Source organism: Burkholderia stabilis, assembly GCF_001742165.1.
Lineage (GTDB): Bacteria > Pseudomonadota > Gammaproteobacteria > Burkholderiales > Burkholderiaceae > Burkholderia > Burkholderia stabilis.
Map to the genome: position 1 here is coordinate 2,966,516 of NZ_CP016442.1, position 16,468 is coordinate 2,982,983.

At 68.1% G+C, this 16,468-nt stretch carries 12 protein-coding genes; 8 read left to right on the forward strand and 4 right to left on the reverse strand.

Going from position 1 to position 16,468, the window contains the following annotated elements; all coding sequences use genetic code 11:
* Window positions 1-7 precede the first annotated feature (7 nt).
* On the forward strand, window positions 8-646 hold the full coding sequence (locus BBJ41_RS13850; RefSeq protein ID WP_069746864.1) for a glutathione S-transferase family protein: 639 nt from the start codon (window positions 8-10) through the stop codon (window positions 644-646).
* Between the two features lie 56 nt (window positions 647-702).
* Here the strand turns inward: BBJ41_RS13850 and BBJ41_RS13855 are convergent, their stop codons facing one another.
* Entirely contained in the window at window positions 703-1,974 is a 1,272-nt protein-coding gene (locus BBJ41_RS13855; protein WP_069746865.1) for an MFS transporter, read from the reverse strand.
* Window positions 1,975-2,081: 107 nt separating this feature from the next.
* Here BBJ41_RS13855 and BBJ41_RS13860 point away from each other — a divergent pair, with 107 nt between their 5' ends.
* The 3 genes from BBJ41_RS13860 to BBJ41_RS13870 all read left to right on the forward strand — a co-directional run bounded on the left by BBJ41_RS13860 (window position 2,082) and on the right by BBJ41_RS13870 (window position 3,859).
* Window positions 2,082-3,143 (forward strand): LysR substrate-binding domain-containing protein, encoded by a 1,062-nt coding sequence (locus tag BBJ41_RS13860; RefSeq protein WP_069746866.1) that lies wholly within the window; start codon window positions 2,082-2,084, stop codon window positions 3,141-3,143.
* Between the two features lie 126 nt (window positions 3,144-3,269).
* A complete protein-coding gene (locus tag BBJ41_RS13865) occupies window positions 3,270-3,479 on the forward strand; it encodes a hypothetical protein (RefSeq protein ID WP_069746867.1) in 210 nt (69 codons plus the stop codon).
* Entirely contained in the window at window positions 3,479-3,859 is a 381-nt protein-coding gene (locus BBJ41_RS13870) for a type II toxin-antitoxin system VapC family toxin (RefSeq protein ID WP_069746868.1), read from the forward strand. Before BBJ41_RS13865 ends, BBJ41_RS13870 begins: the two co-directional genes overlap by 1 nt.
* A 52-nt stretch (window positions 3,860-3,911) precedes the next feature.
* On the opposite strand, the gene dapA is transcribed toward BBJ41_RS13870, so the two are convergent.
* Window positions 3,912-4,805, reverse strand: coding sequence for a 4-hydroxy-tetrahydrodipicolinate synthase (gene dapA, locus BBJ41_RS13875; RefSeq protein ID WP_069746869.1), 894 nt, complete (start codon window positions 4,803-4,805; stop codon window positions 3,912-3,914).
* Between the two features lie 452 nt (window positions 4,806-5,257).
* Between dapA and BBJ41_RS13885 the strand changes: the two genes are divergently transcribed.
* Window positions 5,258-6,277 carry a sulfate ABC transporter substrate-binding protein gene (locus BBJ41_RS13885; RefSeq protein WP_069746870.1) on the forward strand — a complete coding sequence of 340 codons (1,020 nt, stop codon included), beginning with the start codon at window positions 5,258-5,260 and terminating at the stop codon, window positions 6,275-6,277.
* Between the two features lie 188 nt (window positions 6,278-6,465).
* Window positions 6,466-7,428, forward strand: a complete 963-nt coding sequence (locus BBJ41_RS13895) for an ion channel (protein WP_069746872.1) — start codon at window positions 6,466-6,468, stop codon at window positions 7,426-7,428.
* A gap of 41 nt (window positions 7,429-7,469) precedes the next feature.
* On the opposite strand, the gene BBJ41_RS13900 is transcribed toward BBJ41_RS13895, so the two are convergent.
* The gene (locus tag BBJ41_RS13900; protein ID WP_069747704.1) at window positions 7,470-8,084 is read right to left on the reverse strand and encodes a glutathione S-transferase family protein; all 615 of its coding nucleotides are present in this window, start codon (window positions 8,082-8,084) and stop codon (window positions 7,470-7,472) included.
* Window positions 8,085-8,450: 366 nt separating this feature from the next.
* Here BBJ41_RS13900 and BBJ41_RS13905 point away from each other — a divergent pair, with 366 nt between their 5' ends.
* Both BBJ41_RS13905 and BBJ41_RS13910 read left to right on the forward strand, forming a co-directional pair.
* Window positions 8,451-9,008 (forward strand): sugar O-acetyltransferase, encoded by a 558-nt coding sequence (locus tag BBJ41_RS13905; protein ID WP_069746873.1) that lies wholly within the window; start codon window positions 8,451-8,453, stop codon window positions 9,006-9,008.
* A gap of 1,918 nt (window positions 9,009-10,926) precedes the next feature.
* Window positions 10,927-14,499: an indolepyruvate ferredoxin oxidoreductase family protein gene (locus BBJ41_RS13910; RefSeq protein ID WP_069746874.1), complete on the forward strand. Its 3,573-nt coding sequence runs from the start codon at window positions 10,927-10,929 to the stop codon at window positions 14,497-14,499.
* A 91-nt stretch (window positions 14,500-14,590) separates the two neighbouring features.
* Here BBJ41_RS13910 and BBJ41_RS13915 read toward each other — a convergent pair whose 3' ends face one another.
* A complete protein-coding gene (locus tag BBJ41_RS13915; protein WP_069746875.1) occupies window positions 14,591-16,258 on the reverse strand; it encodes a Na+/H+ antiporter in 1,668 nt (555 codons plus the stop codon).
* Between the last annotated feature and the right edge of the window lie 210 nt (window positions 16,259-16,468).

The following is a 16,468-nucleotide window of genomic DNA, read 5'->3' on the forward strand; positions in this document are numbered from 1 at the left end:
CACCATCATGAACGCATATCGTCTCTATCTTTCGCCGGGCGCCTGCTCGCTTGCGGCTCACATCGCGCTGGAGGAAACCGGCGCGCCGTTCGACGTCGAGATCGTCTCCGTGCACAAGCAGCAGAACCTCGAGGCGCGTTATCTCGTGATCAACGCGAAGGCGCGCGTGCCCGCGCTCGCGATTCCGGGCGAGCCGCGCGCGCTGACGGAAACACCCGCGATCCTCACGTACCTCGCGCGCCGTCATCCGGACGCGCAACTGCTGCCGCTCGGCGATCCGCTGCGCGAGGCGCGGTGCCACGAATGGCTCGCCTGGCTGGTCGGCTGGGTGCATGGCGTCGGCTACGGCGCGCTGTGGCGCCCGGGCCGCTTCATCGGCGATCCGGCGCTGCACGATGCGATCAGCACGCACGGGCGCGGCGTGATCGATGCCGCGAACGTGGCGATCGAAGCCGCATTCGCCGACGGCCGCACGTGGGCCGAGCCGGGCGCGCATTCGATCGTCGATCCGTTCCTGCTCGTGCTGTATCGCTGGGGTGTCGCGATCGGATTCGACATGACGCGGCATCCCGCGTGGACCGCCCATGCGCAGCGCGAGGCCGAGCGGCCGGCTGCGCGGCGTGCGCTGGCGCGCGAGGCGGCCTGACGAAGGCGCGGGCGTTCGTGGGGTACGCCGCGGCGCCCGGGTGTAATGCGCAGCCGCTAGCGCGCGGCGAACAGCGGGTAGGTGGCGCCCGCGACCAGCGCGGCCGCGAGCCAGACCACGCTCCACGAACTGGCGGCGAGCAGCGGCGGAATCGCGAGCGGCGTCGCGAACAGCCCGAGGTAGACGACCGTGTTCGCCATCCCGAGCGCGGTGCCCGCGTGGTTCGCGCCCGCGAGCGTCGCGAGCTCCGTGTACGCGACGCCATGCCACGCCGATACGCAGATGCCGGCGAACACGAGAATCGCGATGATCGCGGCGAGTGGCACGTGCGGGCTGCCGGCCGTCGCAGCCGCGAGCAGCGTGAACGACCCGGCCGCGACGAGCACCGAGCCGCGCAGGTACGCGCGCCGGTTGCCGTGCCGGTCGGTATGGCGGCCGCTCCATACGCGCATCACCATCGCGCCGAGCTGCAGTACGACCATCGCCGCGCTGATGCCGGCGAGGCCGAGCCGGCCGAAGTCGTGCAGGAACACCGTCGCGAACGTGAGCACCGCGAACTGCGGCGCGCACAGCAGGCCGATGCCGAGCACGATGCGCCACACCGCGCCGCTCGCGAGCGGGCCGTGCGCGAGCCGGGCGGGCTGCGGCCGTTCGGCCGGGCGATGCACGGCGACGTGTGCGGCAGCGGACACGGCGGGCGGCTCGTGCAGCCAGCGCCAGGTCAGCGCGGCCGATCCGGCGCACAACAGCATCAGCGCGCCGAATACCGCGGCGAAACCGAGATGCGACGCGAGCGACGGCAAGAGCGCCGCGCCGCCGCCGCCGCCGAGCGGCACGGCCGTCTGGCGGATGCTCATCGCGAGCCCGCGTTCGCGCTCGCCGAACCAGCGCATCACCGCGCGCCCGCTCGACCCGTTCACGCTGCCGCCGAGCAGGCCGACGCAGCACATCGCCGCGACGACGCGCGCGAGCGGCGGCACCGCGTGCGCGCTCGGGACGATCGTGCACACCATCAGCGCGAGCATCGCGGCCGTCGCGACGAGCCCGGAGAGCAGCACGCGGCGATCGCCGAAACGGTCGGCGGCGATTCCCCACGGCAACTCGGACAGCGCGACGCCGAAGCCGAGCGCGCCGAGCACGAGGCCGAGCGCGCCGTTGTCGAGGTGATAGGCCGCGCGCATCCACACGGCCGTGGTCGGAATGCCGGCCGCGGCGGCCGAAAAGCTCATGTTCGCGGCGACGCCGGCGGCCAGCACGCACCAGCGATGGGCCGGGCCGCGCGTGTCGCGGGCGGGTGAGGTGGGGGGAGCAATGCAGGAGGTATCCATGACGGGCGGCCCGGGTTGGAAATTGACATCGACAGTCTGGCCGCCTACATTCATCCTGAAAATCGGAAAGTTTTTGATGAATCGTTCGATAAAACGGGATGGTTGATATGTCCGGACAAGACATTCCGCGCGGCGGCGGCGAGTCGCTCGCGCTCGCCGATGCCGCGCTGGCGCGGCCCAACTTCGACGTGGCGGCGCTGCGCAGCCTGGTCGCGGGCGTGGATCTCGGCAGTTTTGCGAAGGCGGCCGACCGCGTCGCGCGTTCGTCGTCGGCGGTGAGCGCGCAGATCCGCAAGCTCGAGGAGCAGGCCGGCACGCCGTTGTTCGTGAAAGCGGGGCGCGGGCTCGCGCTGACCGACGCCGGCGACGCGATGCTGCGCTACGCGCGGCGGATGATCGAGCTGAACGACGAGGCGGCCGCGGCCGTGCGCGGCGTGAATCTCGACGGCTGGGTGCGCGTCGGGCTGCAGGAGGATTTCGGCGAGGCGATCCTGCCCGACGTGCTCGGGCGATTCGCGCGCGCGCATCCGAAGGTGAAGATCGAAGCGCGCGTGGCGCGCAACGCCGATCTGCTCGACCGGCTCGACGCGAACCAGCTCGATCTCGCGCTCGTGTGGGGCGATCCGGCGTCGGCGGCGCTCGTGTCGCGGGCGGGGATCGACAGCGAAGCGATCGCGCAGGTGCCGATGCAATGGATCGGCGCGGCGGGCGCGGGCGGGTTCGGGATGCCGGGTGGGGGCGAGGAGGGCGGGGAAGGCAGTGCGGTTGCCGTGCATGGCGAAGCGGGTGATGGCCGCGCCATGCGTACACCGGGCGAGCTGCTGCCGCTCGTTGTGTTCGACCGGCCATGCCGGTTCTTCGGCGCGGCGACCGATGCGCTCGACCGCGCGGGCGTGCCGTGGCGTGTCGCGTTCACGACGCCGAGCCTCGCCGGGCTGTGGGCCGCGGCGGCGGCCGGCCTCGGGTTGACCGTGCGCTCGCACTACGGGCTGCCTGCGTCGGTGCGCGTGCTCGGCGCGGCGTCGCTCGGGTTGCCGGAGCTGCCGAGCCTGCCGCTGATCCTGCTGCGGCGCACGTCGTCGGCGACGCCGACCGTCGACCGGCTCGCGCGGATCGTGACGCAGGCGGTGCGGGACGCGACGGCGGGTGAGGTGGCGCTGGCGGCGTGATACGACGCCCCGGGGTCCGCAGCGGACCACCGTGGGCTGCAGTTCGGCGGCTCCTCTGCCGATCGGCCGAATGGATCGATCAGGAGAACGCGACTACAGTGGTGGCTACCTGAAACGGAGGTCATCATGCAAAACGCGAACATACCCGGCGCCACCGCGATCGAGCCGCCGCTGCGGGCTGACGGCTCAGCCCCGGCCGACGGCGTATCCGTCGACCTACTCGTGCCTGCCAAACTGCCCATCCGGTTCGGCGTCCTGCAAGGGCAGGTCTGGATCGCGGACGATTTCGACGCTCCGCTGCCCGATTACCTGCTGGATGCGTTCGAAGGGCGCTGATGCGGCTATTGCTCGATACGCACATCTTCCTGTGGATCGTGACGAATGACCCCAGGCTCAGCGCACGGGCGCGCAAGCTGATCTCGGTTGCCGACGAACGTTTCGTCAGCAGCGCGAGTATCTGGGAGGCCGCCATCAAGGCCGGCCTTGGGAAACTCGACATCGATGTGGGCAAGCTGATCCGCGCGATCGGCTCAAGCGGGATTCGCGAGCTGCCTGTTCGCGCCGTGCATGGTGCGGCAGTCCGCGATTTGCCGCACCACCATCGCGATCCGTTCGATCGTCTGCTGGTTGCGCAGGCCCGGCATGAACCGCTTCAGCTCGTGACTGCCGATGCCCATCTTGCGCGGTACGGGCTGTCTCTGGTTCTGACAGTCTGAAAAAGTCTGCCGGGTCCGGATTCATCGGCGCGCAAGTGCGTAGCGGAGTGGCCTATGCCGCCGCGGCGTCCGGCTCGATTTCGTCGAGCGTGGCAAGGATGGCCGCCAGCCGCTCCCGCAACCCGTCGCTCGCCGGCACGAACGGCAGCCTCAACCCGTCCTCGCACCATCCTTGAGCGGCCAGCACGGCCTTCACCGGCGCCGGGTTCGGCTCCGCGAACAGCGCCGCGACGAGCGGCTGCAGCGCGACCGACAGGCGCCGCGCATCGGCGAGCCGTCCGTCGCGCAGCAGCGCATGGATGCGCACGTGCCATTCGGGCAGCACGTGCGCGCTGCTCGCGATCGCGCCGTGCGCACCGGCGCACAGCGCCGCGAAGTTCTGGTTGTCGTCGCCGGAGAGGATCGCGAGCGGCGTGTTGTGCACGAGCCGGCTCATCCGGTCGAGCGTGCCGCCGCATTCCTTGATGCCCGCGACGCGCGAATCGCGCGCGAGCGCCTGCAACGTATCCAGTTCGACGGTCACGCCGGTGCGGTACGGGATGTTGTAGACGAGTACCGGCAGGTCGGCTGCGTCGACGATCGCCTCGACATGGCGGCGGATACCGTCCTGCGTCGGCCGCACGTAGACGGGCGGCGTGACGAGCAGCCCGTCGGGCCGCAGCGCCGCGAGTTCGCGCGCGCGGGCGGCCGCGAAATGCGTTGCGCTCGCGGTCAGCCCGACGACGATCGGCCGGCCGGGCGCCGCGTCACGCAGCGTCGCGAACACGGCGTCCTGTTCGCGTGCGTCGAGCAGGACGCCTTCACCGGTCGTCGCGCCCGCGACGAATCCCGCGATGCCCGCGGCCGCGTAGTGGCGCGCGAGCCGCGCGAGTGCCGCATGGTCGACTTCGCCGTGGTGGAACGGCGTGATGATCGGCAGCCAGATACCTTCGAAACGTGTGTGCATGCAAAACCTCATGGTGGAAACGGAGTGGGAAGGAACCGTTCCGCCGGCGGAGTGCCGGAACGAGGCATGCGAGCGAGGAGAAAGAAACGACCTGCGGGCATCCCGTCCGGCATTCGCCTGACGGGACGCGACGTCCCCGTCAGTCGAGGAGTCGTTTTTTCAGTTTCAGCCCGGCCGCGCGCGTACCTGCCGCAACGGCGGCGAGGATCGAGAGCGAGCGCAGGGCAGCGGACATGGATGAACCGTGAAGTGGGCTGAGCGGCGATCTTAACACCGGATCAGGCGCACGCGGGAGCGTCCGCCGCCGTTTAGCAGGATTCGAGATTTGCTTTCCACGACTGATTGGAAGGGCCGCCGCGCCCGGCCGCTAGAATGCCCGCTTACGTTTCGATGACAGCGCGTACGCGTGCCGTCACGCACATTCACCACCACTGGAAACGGGGCATATCACGATGGCAAGCATGAAGGGGATCGGCCGCTGGCTGCACACGGGCGCGGCGGCGGCGCTGGTCGTGGCGGCGGGCGCCGCTTACGCGGACACGTCGATCCTGAACGTGTCGTACGACGTGACGCGCGAGCTGTACAAGGACATCAACACGAGCTTCGCCGCCGCGTACAAGCAGAAGACCGGCGAGACCGTCGCGCTCAAGCAGTCGCACGGCGCGTCGAGCGCGCAGGCGCTGTCGGTGCTGCAGGGGTTGCAGGCCGACGTCGTGACGATGAACCAGCCGAACGACATCGACCTGCTCGCCGAGCGCGGCCAGCTGCTGTCGAAGGACTGGCGCGCGCGCTTCCCGGACAACAGCTCGCCGTACTCCACGACGATGGTGTTCCTCGTGCGCAAGGGCAACCCGAAGGCGATCAAGGACTGGAGCGATCTCGCGAAGCCGGGCGTCCAGGTGATCATCGCGAACCCGAAGACGTCGGGCAACGGCCGCTACGCGTATCTCGCCGCATGGGGCTTCCAGAAGCAGAAGGGCGCGACCGACCAGCAGGCGATCGACTTCGAGAAGGCGATCTTCCGCAACGTGCCGGTGCTCGACTCGGGCGGCCGGGGCGCCACGACGACATTCACGCAGCGCGGCATCGGCGACGTGCTGGTCACGTTCGAGAACGAAGTCGCGCTGATGGACACCGGCGCATCGGGCGCGCAGTTCGACGCCGTGTATCCGTCGGCGAGCATCCTCGCGGAGCCGCCCGTCGCCGTCGTCGACAAGGTCGTCGACAAGAAAGGCACGCGCAAGGTCGCGCAGGCGTATCTCGACTTCCTGTACACGCCGGAAGCGCAGGAGATCATCGCGCAGCACCATCTGCGCCCGCGCGATGCGAACGTACTGAAGAAGCATGCGGCCGAGTTCAAGCCGCTGAAGACGTTCAGCGTCGAGCAGGTCTTCGGCAGTTGGGCGAACGCGCAGAAAACCCATTTCGCCGATGGCGGCACGTTCGACCAGGTGATCGTCGACCGGAAGTGAGCGCGGTGCGCGTTGCGCGCGTCCCCGCACGATGACGATGCAGCCGGCCGCCTGAGCGGCCGGTTTTTTTTGCGCGACGCGGCCGCACATGCCGACGGCGCCGCGCATTTTCATCCCGAATCGGCACGCATTCCCGACCGCCGCCGCGCGTGCTACGCTCATCGCCTCCCTGCAACCGGCACCGCGCGATGAACGTCGATTCGTCCTCCCCAGCCTCCCGCGGCCGTGGCCGCAAGATCTGGTCGGGCACCCGCCCGGTGATCGCGTACGGGATGCCGCCGCTCGGCTGGCGCGACTTCTATCACCGCGCGTTGACCGTGAGCTGGCCCGTGTTCTTCCTGTCGCTCGCGGTGCTGTTCCTGCTGCTCAACGGCGGCTTCGCGACGCTCTACCTGCTCGGGCAGGCGCCGATCGCGAACCAGTCGCCGGCCGGGTTCGGCGGTGCGTTCTTCTTCAGCGTCGAGACGCTCGCGACCGTCGGCTACGGCGACATGCATCCGCAGACCCTGTACGCGCACCTGGTCGCGACCTTCGAGATCTTCGTCGGGATGTCGAGCATCGCGCTGGCCACGGGGCTCGTGTTCGCACGGTTTTCCCGGCCGCAGGCGAAGATCCTGTTCGCGCGCTACGCGATCGTGCGGCCGCTGAACGGCCGGATGACGCTGATGGTGCGCGCCGCGAATGCGCGTCAGAACGTGATTGCCGAGGCGCAGGCGAAATTGCGGCTGATGCGCGTCGAAGGCACGCACGAAGGCTACTCGCTGCGCAAGATCCACGATCTGCCGCTCGTGCGCAGCGAGCATCCGATCTTCCTGCTTGGCTGGAACCTGATGCACGTGATCGACGAGTCGAGCGCGCTGTTCGGCGAGACGCCCGAATCGCTCGCCGCGCGCGACGCGTCGTTGCTGATCACGATCGAGGGTTCGGACGAGACGACCGCGCAGGTCATGCAGGCGCGTCACTCATGGGCGCATGGGGAGATCCGCTGGCGTCACCGCTATGTCGACCTGATGCACGACGAAGACGGCATCACGCACATCGACTACACGCATTTCCACGAGGTCGTGCCGGTCGATGTCGACGCCGACGAGCGCGGCTCGCCGGGTGTGGTGGTCGAAGCCGGCGCCCCGACGCCGGGGCCGGCTGCATAGGCGGGGGCTCGGGGCGGGGCGGCAGCGCTGCCGCTCGCGCCTCACGCGTGCAGCAGGCGCGCCGCTTCGCGCTGTTCGATCGCGACCGCGCGACGAAACGCGTCGCGGTCCTCCGCGCGCGCGACATAGTCGCCGAGCACGCCTTCGTGCGGCAGCAGATGCGCGTCGAATGCGATCTTCAGTGTGCTGGCGAGCAGCAGGTCGGCTGCGGTGAAGCGATCGCCGACGAGCCACGCGCTATGGGCGAGCGCCTGCGCGAGCGCGCGCTGCACGCGTGTGATGTTGCCCCAGCCGAATGCGACCGGATTGCCCGATGCGCCGGTGAATTTTTCGGCCATCGCGGGTTCGAGGCAGGTCGGCGTGAAGAACAGCCATTGGAGGAAACGGCCGCGCAGCGGATCGTCCGGTGCGATGCCGAGCCCGGCGCCGGGGCAACGGTCGGCGAGATAGAGCAGCACGGCGCCCGATTCGGCGAACGGCACGCCGGCATCGTCGAGCGCGGGCAGCTTGGCCATCGGGTTGACCTGGACGAACGCGTCGCTTCCCTGTTCGTGCGAGCGCAGGTCGATCGGCACGAGTTCGTACACCACGCCGATTTCCTCGAGCATCCACAACGCCCGGAATGCCCGGGTCTTCGGCCAGTAGTAGAGCTTCATCATGCCTCCGCGTTTGGGTGCAGGTGTCGGTCCGGTGGATGCTCAAGCGTACCCGAGCGTGGGAGGTTCGGACAGGGGCGCGCGGCGAGGTTGGCGTGCTTGGTTCGATGGGTTGTGACGGGCGTCAATCGGGCAAAAAGCCCCGCAAAGCGTGCTGCCAAATGAGGTCATTGATTGACTAGTTATATTGAAACTAGTCAAGAATATTGGCGAAAAATCCTGATGTAAATCGGCATGGCTGCAATGCGCCGCGTCGATTGCGCAGCATCCCCGCGCGTAGCATCGCAGGCGTCCGATTGCGATCGTCCGTGCGTTGCGACGCGCAGAACAACGGCCGGTTCGCCCCTGCATGGAGACAAGTCACGAATGGCAAACGACGATCGCACCACGATGATTCCGCGAAGAACGCCGGAATCGGCGGCCATGGTGGCCGAGGTCAAGCGGGCGATGGCGATCACCGCGAAACTCAACCGCCTGACGTTCGACGATGCGGACGAAGTGCGCGCGTTGTTCAGCGAACTCATCGGCACGCGGGTGAACGACGGCTTCCAGCTGATCCCGCCGTTCCATGCGACGGGCGGTGCGGGCATGACGATCGGGCGCAATGTGTTCGTCAACCAGAACTGCACGTTTTACGACCTGGGCGGCCTCGAGATCGGCGACGACGTGATGATCGGGCCGAACGTCAGCCTCATCACGTCCGGCCATCCCGTCGAACCTTCGCGGCGCCGCGACGGCGTCGTCGCGAAGCCGATCGCGATCGAACGGAACGTGTGGATCGGCGCCGGCGCGACGATTATCGGCGGCGTGACGGTGGGTGAAAACTCGGTGGTCGCTGCCGGGGCTGTCGTTACGAAGGACGTTCCGGCGAATACGCTGGTTGGCGGCAATCCGGCGAAGGTCATCCGTTCGATCGCCGAGTGAGCCGTTCGCGAACGCGTGTCTGTCGAGAGAGGCGCAATGGGACGGATGTGGATAACCCACGACCAAGGCGACTCGAAACGCTGTGCTTTTGAATGGTGAGTGTGCCGCCGAAGGCTGTCCGGACAGGGGTTTCCGGTGATTGCCCGACTGTAGCGGGCCGCTGCGACGAACGGGTTTTGCCGATGCGCGGACGAAGGCCGCTTCGCGCGATGCGTTGTGGATATCCTCGCACCGAAACGACTCGGCGCGCTGTGCATTTCACAGGTGAGGATGACCGGATGCCGCGCCGCGTATGAATCGGGTTGTGGATAACCGACCCGAGAACGACGCGAAATTCTGTGAAATTCAACGGTGAGCGTCGGCGCCCGATCGTGCGTTGCGCCAGTGCCGGCGGGCCGTCCAGACCTTTGGCGTAGTTCAGAGCGCCGCGCATTCTAGCCGAACCGCGCGGATGCGTGGCTGAATTGCGAGTGCGCCGCGATGCGGATGTCCGGTACCGGAATCCACCCGAAGGGGCGTGCATTCTAACGGTGACTGCAGATGCGTGGTCCGAAATCGGCAGTTTTCGCTACGTATCCTGGCCTTCTCAAGCGACTCGACGCGCCGTGTCATTCAATGGTGAGCGTTGGCGCGCCCGTGGTGGGCTGTCGGTCACAACGTGATCGTTCGGCCGACAACGCCGTCCCAGGCACCGTCTATTTCCCGCTCGGGTGAAGGCGCGCGATCGAAGGCAGCGCGGATTTCAGTGTGGATATCCGGCCAACGAAACGACTCGCGGCACTGTGTATTTCGAGGGTGAGTGTCGATGCCCGATCGGACCGCGTGCCGACACCGGCGTGGACTCCCGGTCGTCGTGACCCCAGATCATGCGCGTTCATGGGGACCAACGGAATTGCACGCATGTGGATATCCGCCTCTCCAGGCCACTCGAAGCGCTGTGGTTTTCGACGGTGAGGGTGCGTGCGTGGCTAGGCGGTGGTGTGGGTTCCGACGTCGATAACCATCACCGTATCCGTTTGAAGCGCTGCTGCGGGTTCGAATGGTGAGGGTGCGTGCATGGCCGGGCAGCGGCGCCGGTTCAGACGTGGATCACCGTCACCGCGTCCACTCGAAGCGTTGTGGATTTCAACGGTGAAGGCGCGCACGCGGCCCGACGGCAGCCCCGGTTCGGTCGTGGAAATCTGTCGCCGCATCAACTCGAAGCCCTGTGTTTTTCATCGGTGAGTGCGAACCGGTGACTGCCCGGCATACGCGCTCCGACCTGGAGAGCCTCCGGGCGAACCCACTCGCGCACCTGTGTATTCGAACGGTGAGCGCGAACAACGGACCGACGAAATGCGCTGGCCACGATGTGGATATCCGCCATCGAAATCCACTCGCCACGCTGTGAATTTCAAAGGTGAGTGTCGACGCCCGAGCGACCCGCAGACCGATTCCGGATGTGGACATCCCCGCTCCGACGCCAGTCGAAACGCTGTGCATTCGAACGGTGAGCGTGCGAGCCCGGTTGGCGGCGAGCCCGGCGCATTGTGGACATCCTGCATGCCCGACCAATCCGAACGCTGTGCATTTCAACGGTGAGGCTGGCCGCCACATCCCCCGAAACCCTTGCCGGACAAGGCCCGGAAGCCTTCCGCCGCGCCAGCCGGCCATGCTCCGGCAAGCCACGATTGTTCCCCCGATCCACTCTCCCGCATCCGCCCCTCGCGAAACCCACCCCACCACCGCGCGCGAAAACTCTCTCAAATCCCGACAAAAACCTGCGCAGTTTTTCTCGCTACGGGCCCGTCCGAGCAAGATGAGAAAAAACATTCTCGTGCGAGCGCGAAAAAATAGAGCCATTCGCTGCCGGCGTCCACGCGTCGCCCGACGCCCCCGCCGCGCAGCCCAGAACAGCACAAATCAGGAGACATCCCCCATGACCGCCCGCCTGCCCGTGGATGGCACGCCCGCCCTGTCCGACTACCGCCTGACCGACAACCTGACCGCGACGCGCGGCCGGATCTTCCTGACCGGCACGCAGGCGCTGGTCCGCCTGCTGCTGATGCAGCGCACCGTGGACACCGAGCAGGGGCTCGACACGGCCGGCTTCGTCAGCGGCTATCGCGGCTCGCCGCTCGGCATGGTCGACCAGCAACTGTGGAAGGCGAAGAAACTGCTCGACGGCAGCGGCGTGCGCTTCCTGCCCGCGATCAACGAGGAACTCGGCGGCACCGCCGTGCTCGGCACGCAGCGCGTCGAGGCCGATCCGGAGCGGACGGTCGAGGGCGTGTATGCAATGTGGTACGGCAAGGGCCCGGGCGTCGACCGTGCCGGCGACGCGCTGAAGCACGGCAACGCGTACGGTTCGTCGCCGCATGGCGGCGTGCTCGTCGTCGCGGGCGACGATCACGGCTGCGTGTCGTCGTCGATGCCGCACCAGAGCGACTTCGCGATGATCGCGTGGCACATGCCGGTCGTGAATCCGGCGAACATCGCGGACATGCTCGAATTCGGCCTGTACGGCTGGGCGCTGTCGCGCTACTCGGGCGCGTGGGTCGGCTTCAAGGCGATCTCCGAAACGGTCGAGTCGGGCTCGACCGTCGATCTCGACGCGCTGCAGACGCAATGGCCGGCGCCGCAAGGCTTCACGCCGCCGTCGGGCGGCCTGCACAACCGCTGGCCCGACCTGCCGAGCCTGACGATCGAGGCGCGCCTCGCCGCGAAGCTCGACGCGGTGCGCCATTTCGCGCGCACCAACAGCATCGACAAGTGGATCGCGCCGAGCGCGCAGGCGAACGTCGGCATCGTGACCTGCGGCAAGGCGCACCTCGACCTGATGGAAGCGCTGCGCCGTCTCGACCTGACGGTCGCCGATCTCGACGCGGCCGGCGTGCGGATCTACAAGGTCGGCCTGTCGTATCCGCTCGAAATGACGCGCATCGAAACCTTCGTCGACGGGCTGTCGGAAGTGCTCGTGATCGAGGAGAAAGGCCCGGTCATCGAGCAGCAGATCAAGGACACCCTGTACAACCGCACGGAAGGCGCGCGCCCGCGCGTGCTCGGCAAGCACGACGCGGCCGGCGCTTGCCTGCTGTCCGAGCTGGGCGAGCTGCGCCCGTCGCGCATCCTGCCGGTGTTCGCCGAATGGCTCGCGCGCCACAAGCCGGCGCTCGACCGCCGCGAACGCGTGGTCGATCTCGTCGCGCCGCAGATCCTGTCGAACGAGGCCGACGCGGTGAAACGCACGCCGTACTTCTGCTCGGGCTGCCCGCACAACACGTCGACGAAGGTGCCGGAAGGCTCGATCGCGCAGGCCGGCATCGGCTGCCACTTCATGGCGTCGTGGATGGAGCGCGACACGACCGGGCTGATCCAGATGGGCGGCGAAGGCGTCGACTGGGCCGCGCACGCGATGTTCACGAACACCAAGCACGTGTTCCAGAACCTCGGCGACGGCACCTACTTCCACTCGGGCATCCTCGCGATCCGCCAGGCGGTCGCCGCGAAAGCGAACATCACGTACAAGATCCTCTATAACGACGCGGTCGCGATGACGGGCGGCCAGCCGGTCGACGGCAGCATCTCGGTGCCGCAGATCGCGCGGCAGGTCGAGGCGGAAGGCGTGTCGCGCTTCGTCGTCGTGTCCGACGAACCGGAGAAGTACGACGGCCATCACGGGCTGTTCCCGAAAGGCACGACGTTCCATCACCGCAGCGAGATGGATGCGGTGCAGCGCGAACTGCGCGAGACGCCGGGCGTTACCGTGCTGATCTACGACCAGACCTGCGCGGCCGAGAAGCGCCGCCGCCGCAAGAAAGGCGAGTTCCCCGACCCGGACAAGCGCCTGTTCATCAACGACGCGGTGTGCGAAGGCTGCGGCGATTGCGGCGTGCAGTCGAACTGCCTGTCGGTCGAACCGCTGGAGACGCCGCTCGGCCGCAAGCGCCGCATCGACCAGTCGTCGTGCAACAAGGATTATTCGTGCGTGAACGGCTTCTGCCCGAGCTTCGTGACGGTCGAAGGCGCGGCGCTGAAGAAGGCCGCGGGCGCCGCATTCGACGAAGCGGCGCTCGCCGCGCGCGTCGACGCGCTGCCGGTGCCGGCGACGCATCTCGATGCCGCGCCGTTCGACATGCTCGTGACGGGCGTCGGCGGCACGGGCGTCGTCACGGTCGGCGCGCTGATCAGCATGGCCGCGCACCTCGAAGGCAAGAGCGCGTCGGTGCTCGACTTCATGGGCTTCGCGCAGAAGGGCGGCTCGGTGCTGTCGTTCGTGCGGATCGCGTCGAGCGACCAATGGCTGAACCAGGTGCGCATCGACACGCAGCAGGCCGACGTGCTGCTCGCGTGCGACATGGTCGTCGGCGCGAGCGCCGAAGCATTGCAGACGGTGCGCCACGAGCGTTCGCGCATCGTCGTCAACACGCACCGGATTCCGAACGCGTCGTTCGTGCAGAACCCGGACGCGAACCTGCATGCGGACGCGCTGCTCGAGAAGATGCATCACGCGGCCGGCGAAGGCTACCTGTCGAGCTGCGACGCGCAGGCGCTCGCCGCGAAGTTCCTCGGCGATTCCATCGGCGCGAACATCCTGATGCTCGGCTACGCATGGCAGCTCGGCCTCGTGCCGGTGTCGCTCGCCGCGATGATGCGCGCGATCGAGCTGAACAACGTCGCGGTGCCGATGAACAAGCTTGCGTTCTCGATCGGCCGGATGGCGGCCGGCGACGCGGCGGGCCTCGACGCGTTGTGGAATGCGCGTCATGCGGTGGCCGTGCACGCCGCGCCGGAAACGCTGGCCGAACTGGTCGCCGATCGCGAAGCGCGTCTCGACGCATACGGCGGCGCGCGCTACGTCGAGCGCTACCGTGCGCTCGTGAATGCGGCGCGCGCGAAGGGCGACGACGCGCTGGCGCGCGCGGTCGCGACGACGTTCTACCGGCTGCTCGCGGTGAAGGACGAATACGAGGTCGCGCGGCTCTACACAGACGACGCGTTCCGTACCGCGCTCGAAGCGCAGTTCGAAGGCGTGCCGGGGCAGGCGTACCGCGTGAAGTTCAACCTTGCGCCGCCGACGGTCGCGAAGGCCGGCAGCGACGGCAGCGCGCCGAAGAAGCGCGTGTTCGGCCAGTGGATGTGGCCGGTGTTCGGCATGCTGGCGCGCGTGCGCAGCCTGCGCGGCACGTGGCTCGATCCGTTCGGCCGCACCGTCGAGCGCCGGATGGAGCGTGCGCTCGCCGACGACTACGAGACGACGCTCACGCGCGCGCTCGCCGCGACGACGGCCGCCAACGCGGCGCAGGTCACGCAGCTGGCCGACCTGCACGCACGCGTGCGCGGCTTCGGCCACGTGAAGGTGCGCAACCTGGCCGGCGTGAAGCGTGCGGAGCGCGAGCTCGCGCTGCAGCTCGGCATCGACGCGGCGACGAGCGTGGCCGTGCAGCACGCGCTCGACGAGATGAAGGGCGCGGGGATGTTGAAGGGGATTCCGGTCGTCGTCGCGAAGTAACGCGAACGCGCGCGGAAGTGAAAACGGCGACGCCTGGAGCGTCGCCGTTTTTTTTATAGGCGGCGGGGGCGCACGGCCATCGGCCGCCGCGTCAGATGATGCCTTTCTTGCGCGTGGACAGCGCCGTCTCCGACAGGTCGATCTCGCGGATCAGCTTCGTCAGCGTCTCGTCGGAAATCTTGCTCTCGCTGCGCAGCCGGTACAGCGCGGAGCGTTCCGCGCGCACGGCCGCAATCCGCATCTGCAGCTCCATCGTTTCGGCCTGCTTCGCTTCCGCGCGCGGCGTGGGGCTGTCCTCGGCCAGTACGGAGAGCCGGCGGCGATACTGGTCCATCACGCGTGCGGAGATGTCCGCGCAGCGCGCGGAGCCCGATTCGTCGAGATCGGCCGAGATCGCGTCGTGCGACGAATCGATCGCACGGATCGCGGCCTGCGCGGCGGCCGAGCGTGCGATGCGCTCCTCGTCGCCGAGCGGGTTGCGCGACGAGCGCACGCCGCGCAGCAGCAGCGGCAGGCCGATCACCGCGACGACGAGCGAGCCGAGGATCACGGCCGACGCGACGAAGATCGCCGTGTCGCGCCCCGGCAGCGGTGAGCCGTCCGACAATGCGACGGGAATCGACAGCACGCCGGCGAGCGTGACCGCGCCGCGCACGCCGCCGACCGTCATCACCGCGATCGTCCGCACGCCGGCCATCGTGCCCGCGAGGCCCTGGCGCGCCGCGCGGCGGCTCGCAATCCAGCGCAGCAGCCAGACCCACAGGAAGCGGATCGCATACAGTGCGAGCATCATCGCGCACACGTTGAAGATCATCCGGCCGACGAGCGCGTCGCTCGTGTGATGCGCGTCGACGAGCGCGCGGCCGATGATGTGCGGCAACTGCAGCCCGAGCATGATGAACACCATGCCGTTGAACACGAACTCGATCATCGCCCACGTGCTTTCGGCGCGCACGCGCGACGCGACGGTGCTTTTGCGCGAGAAACTCGTGTAGTTCATCATCATCCCGGCCGACACGGCCGCGAGCACGCCCGACAGGTCGAGATGCTCGGCGAACAGATAGGCCGCGAACGGGACGAGCAGCGTCATCACGATACCGGGGGCCGGATCGCCTTCCTGCTCGGCGTTCAGGAAACGCGTCGACAGCGCGCTGAACACCCACGACACGATCGCGCCCGTCGCGAGCCCGCCGGCGGCGACGATCACGAACGTGACCGACGCGGCGCGCAGCGAGAACACGCCGGTGAGCGCGGCCGCGATCGCGAACTTCAGCGCGACGAGGCCCGACGCGTCGTTCATCAGCGCCTCGCCTTCGAGGATGTGCATCAGTTGGGGCGGGATCCGGCCCTTCCCGGCGATGCCCGACAGCGCGACGGCATCGGTCGGCGACAGCACGGCCGCGAGCGCGAACGCGATCGGCAGCGGCAACTCGGGAATCAGCCAATGCGCGAAGTAGCCCACTGCGAGTACCGTCATGAACACGAGCCCGAATGCGAGCATCAGGATCGCGCGGCGCTGCAGGTACAGCTCGCGTTTCGGAATCCGCCAGCCGTCCGCGAACAGCAGCGGCGGGATGAACAGCAGCATGAAGATTTCGGGATCGAACGTGACGTGCAGGTTGAACTTCGGCCACGCCAGAAGCGCGCCGAACGCGATCTGCATCAGCGGCAGCGGCAGTTGCAACGGCAGGATGCGCGTGACGGCGCCGGACAGCGCGACGGTGAGCAGCAGGATCAGGACTGTGAAGACGATTTCCATCGATACGGCGAATGCGGGGAATGAAACGATCGTACGGAGTGTAGCGTGCCAGCGTGACGACTGCGCTCGAGCGGCCGGTGCGTGCGCACGAAAATGGTGCATCGGCGCGTGCCACGGTGGTGCGTCGGCCCGGCGCGCCCGCGCGGCGCATGGGTTGTTCGCACCTTGCACGGAGCTTGCTTGATGCTGAGCAGCCGTCCGGCATCGACC

Excerpts from the sequence above, each read along its gene's own strand:
- BBJ41_RS13865 (WP_069746867.1), top strand. The coding sequence starts at position 3,270 with ATGCAAAACGCGAACATACCCGGCGCCACCGCGATCGAGCCGCCGCTG.
- BBJ41_RS13850 (WP_069746864.1), top strand. The coding sequence starts at position 8 with ATGAACGCATATCGTCTCTATCTTTCGCCGGGCGCCTGCTCGCTTGCG.
- BBJ41_RS13915 (WP_069746875.1), bottom strand. The coding sequence starts at position 16,258 with ATGGAAATCGTCTTCACAGTCCTGATCCTGCTGCTCACCGTCGCGCTG.
- BBJ41_RS13860 (WP_069746866.1), top strand. The coding sequence starts at position 2,082 with ATGTCCGGACAAGACATTCCGCGCGGCGGCGGCGAGTCGCTCGCGCTC.
- BBJ41_RS13855 (WP_069746865.1), bottom strand. The coding sequence starts at position 1,974 with ATGGATACCTCCTGCATTGCTCCCCCCACCTCACCCGCCCGCGACACG.
- BBJ41_RS13885 (WP_069746870.1), top strand. The coding sequence starts at position 5,258 with ATGGCAAGCATGAAGGGGATCGGCCGCTGGCTGCACACGGGCGCGGCG.
- BBJ41_RS13905 (WP_069746873.1), top strand. The coding sequence starts at position 8,451 with ATGGCAAACGACGATCGCACCACGATGATTCCGCGAAGAACGCCGGAA.
- BBJ41_RS13910 (WP_069746874.1), top strand. The coding sequence starts at position 10,927 with ATGACCGCCCGCCTGCCCGTGGATGGCACGCCCGCCCTGTCCGACTAC.
- BBJ41_RS13900 (WP_069747704.1), bottom strand. The coding sequence starts at position 8,084 with ATGAAGCTCTACTACTGGCCGAAGACCCGGGCATTCCGGGCGTTGTGG.
- BBJ41_RS13895 (WP_069746872.1), top strand. The coding sequence starts at position 6,466 with ATGAACGTCGATTCGTCCTCCCCAGCCTCCCGCGGCCGTGGCCGCAAG.
- dapA (WP_069746869.1), bottom strand. The coding sequence starts at position 4,805 with ATGCACACACGTTTCGAAGGTATCTGGCTGCCGATCATCACGCCGTTC.
- BBJ41_RS13870 (WP_069746868.1), top strand. The coding sequence starts at position 3,479 with ATGCGGCTATTGCTCGATACGCACATCTTCCTGTGGATCGTGACGAAT.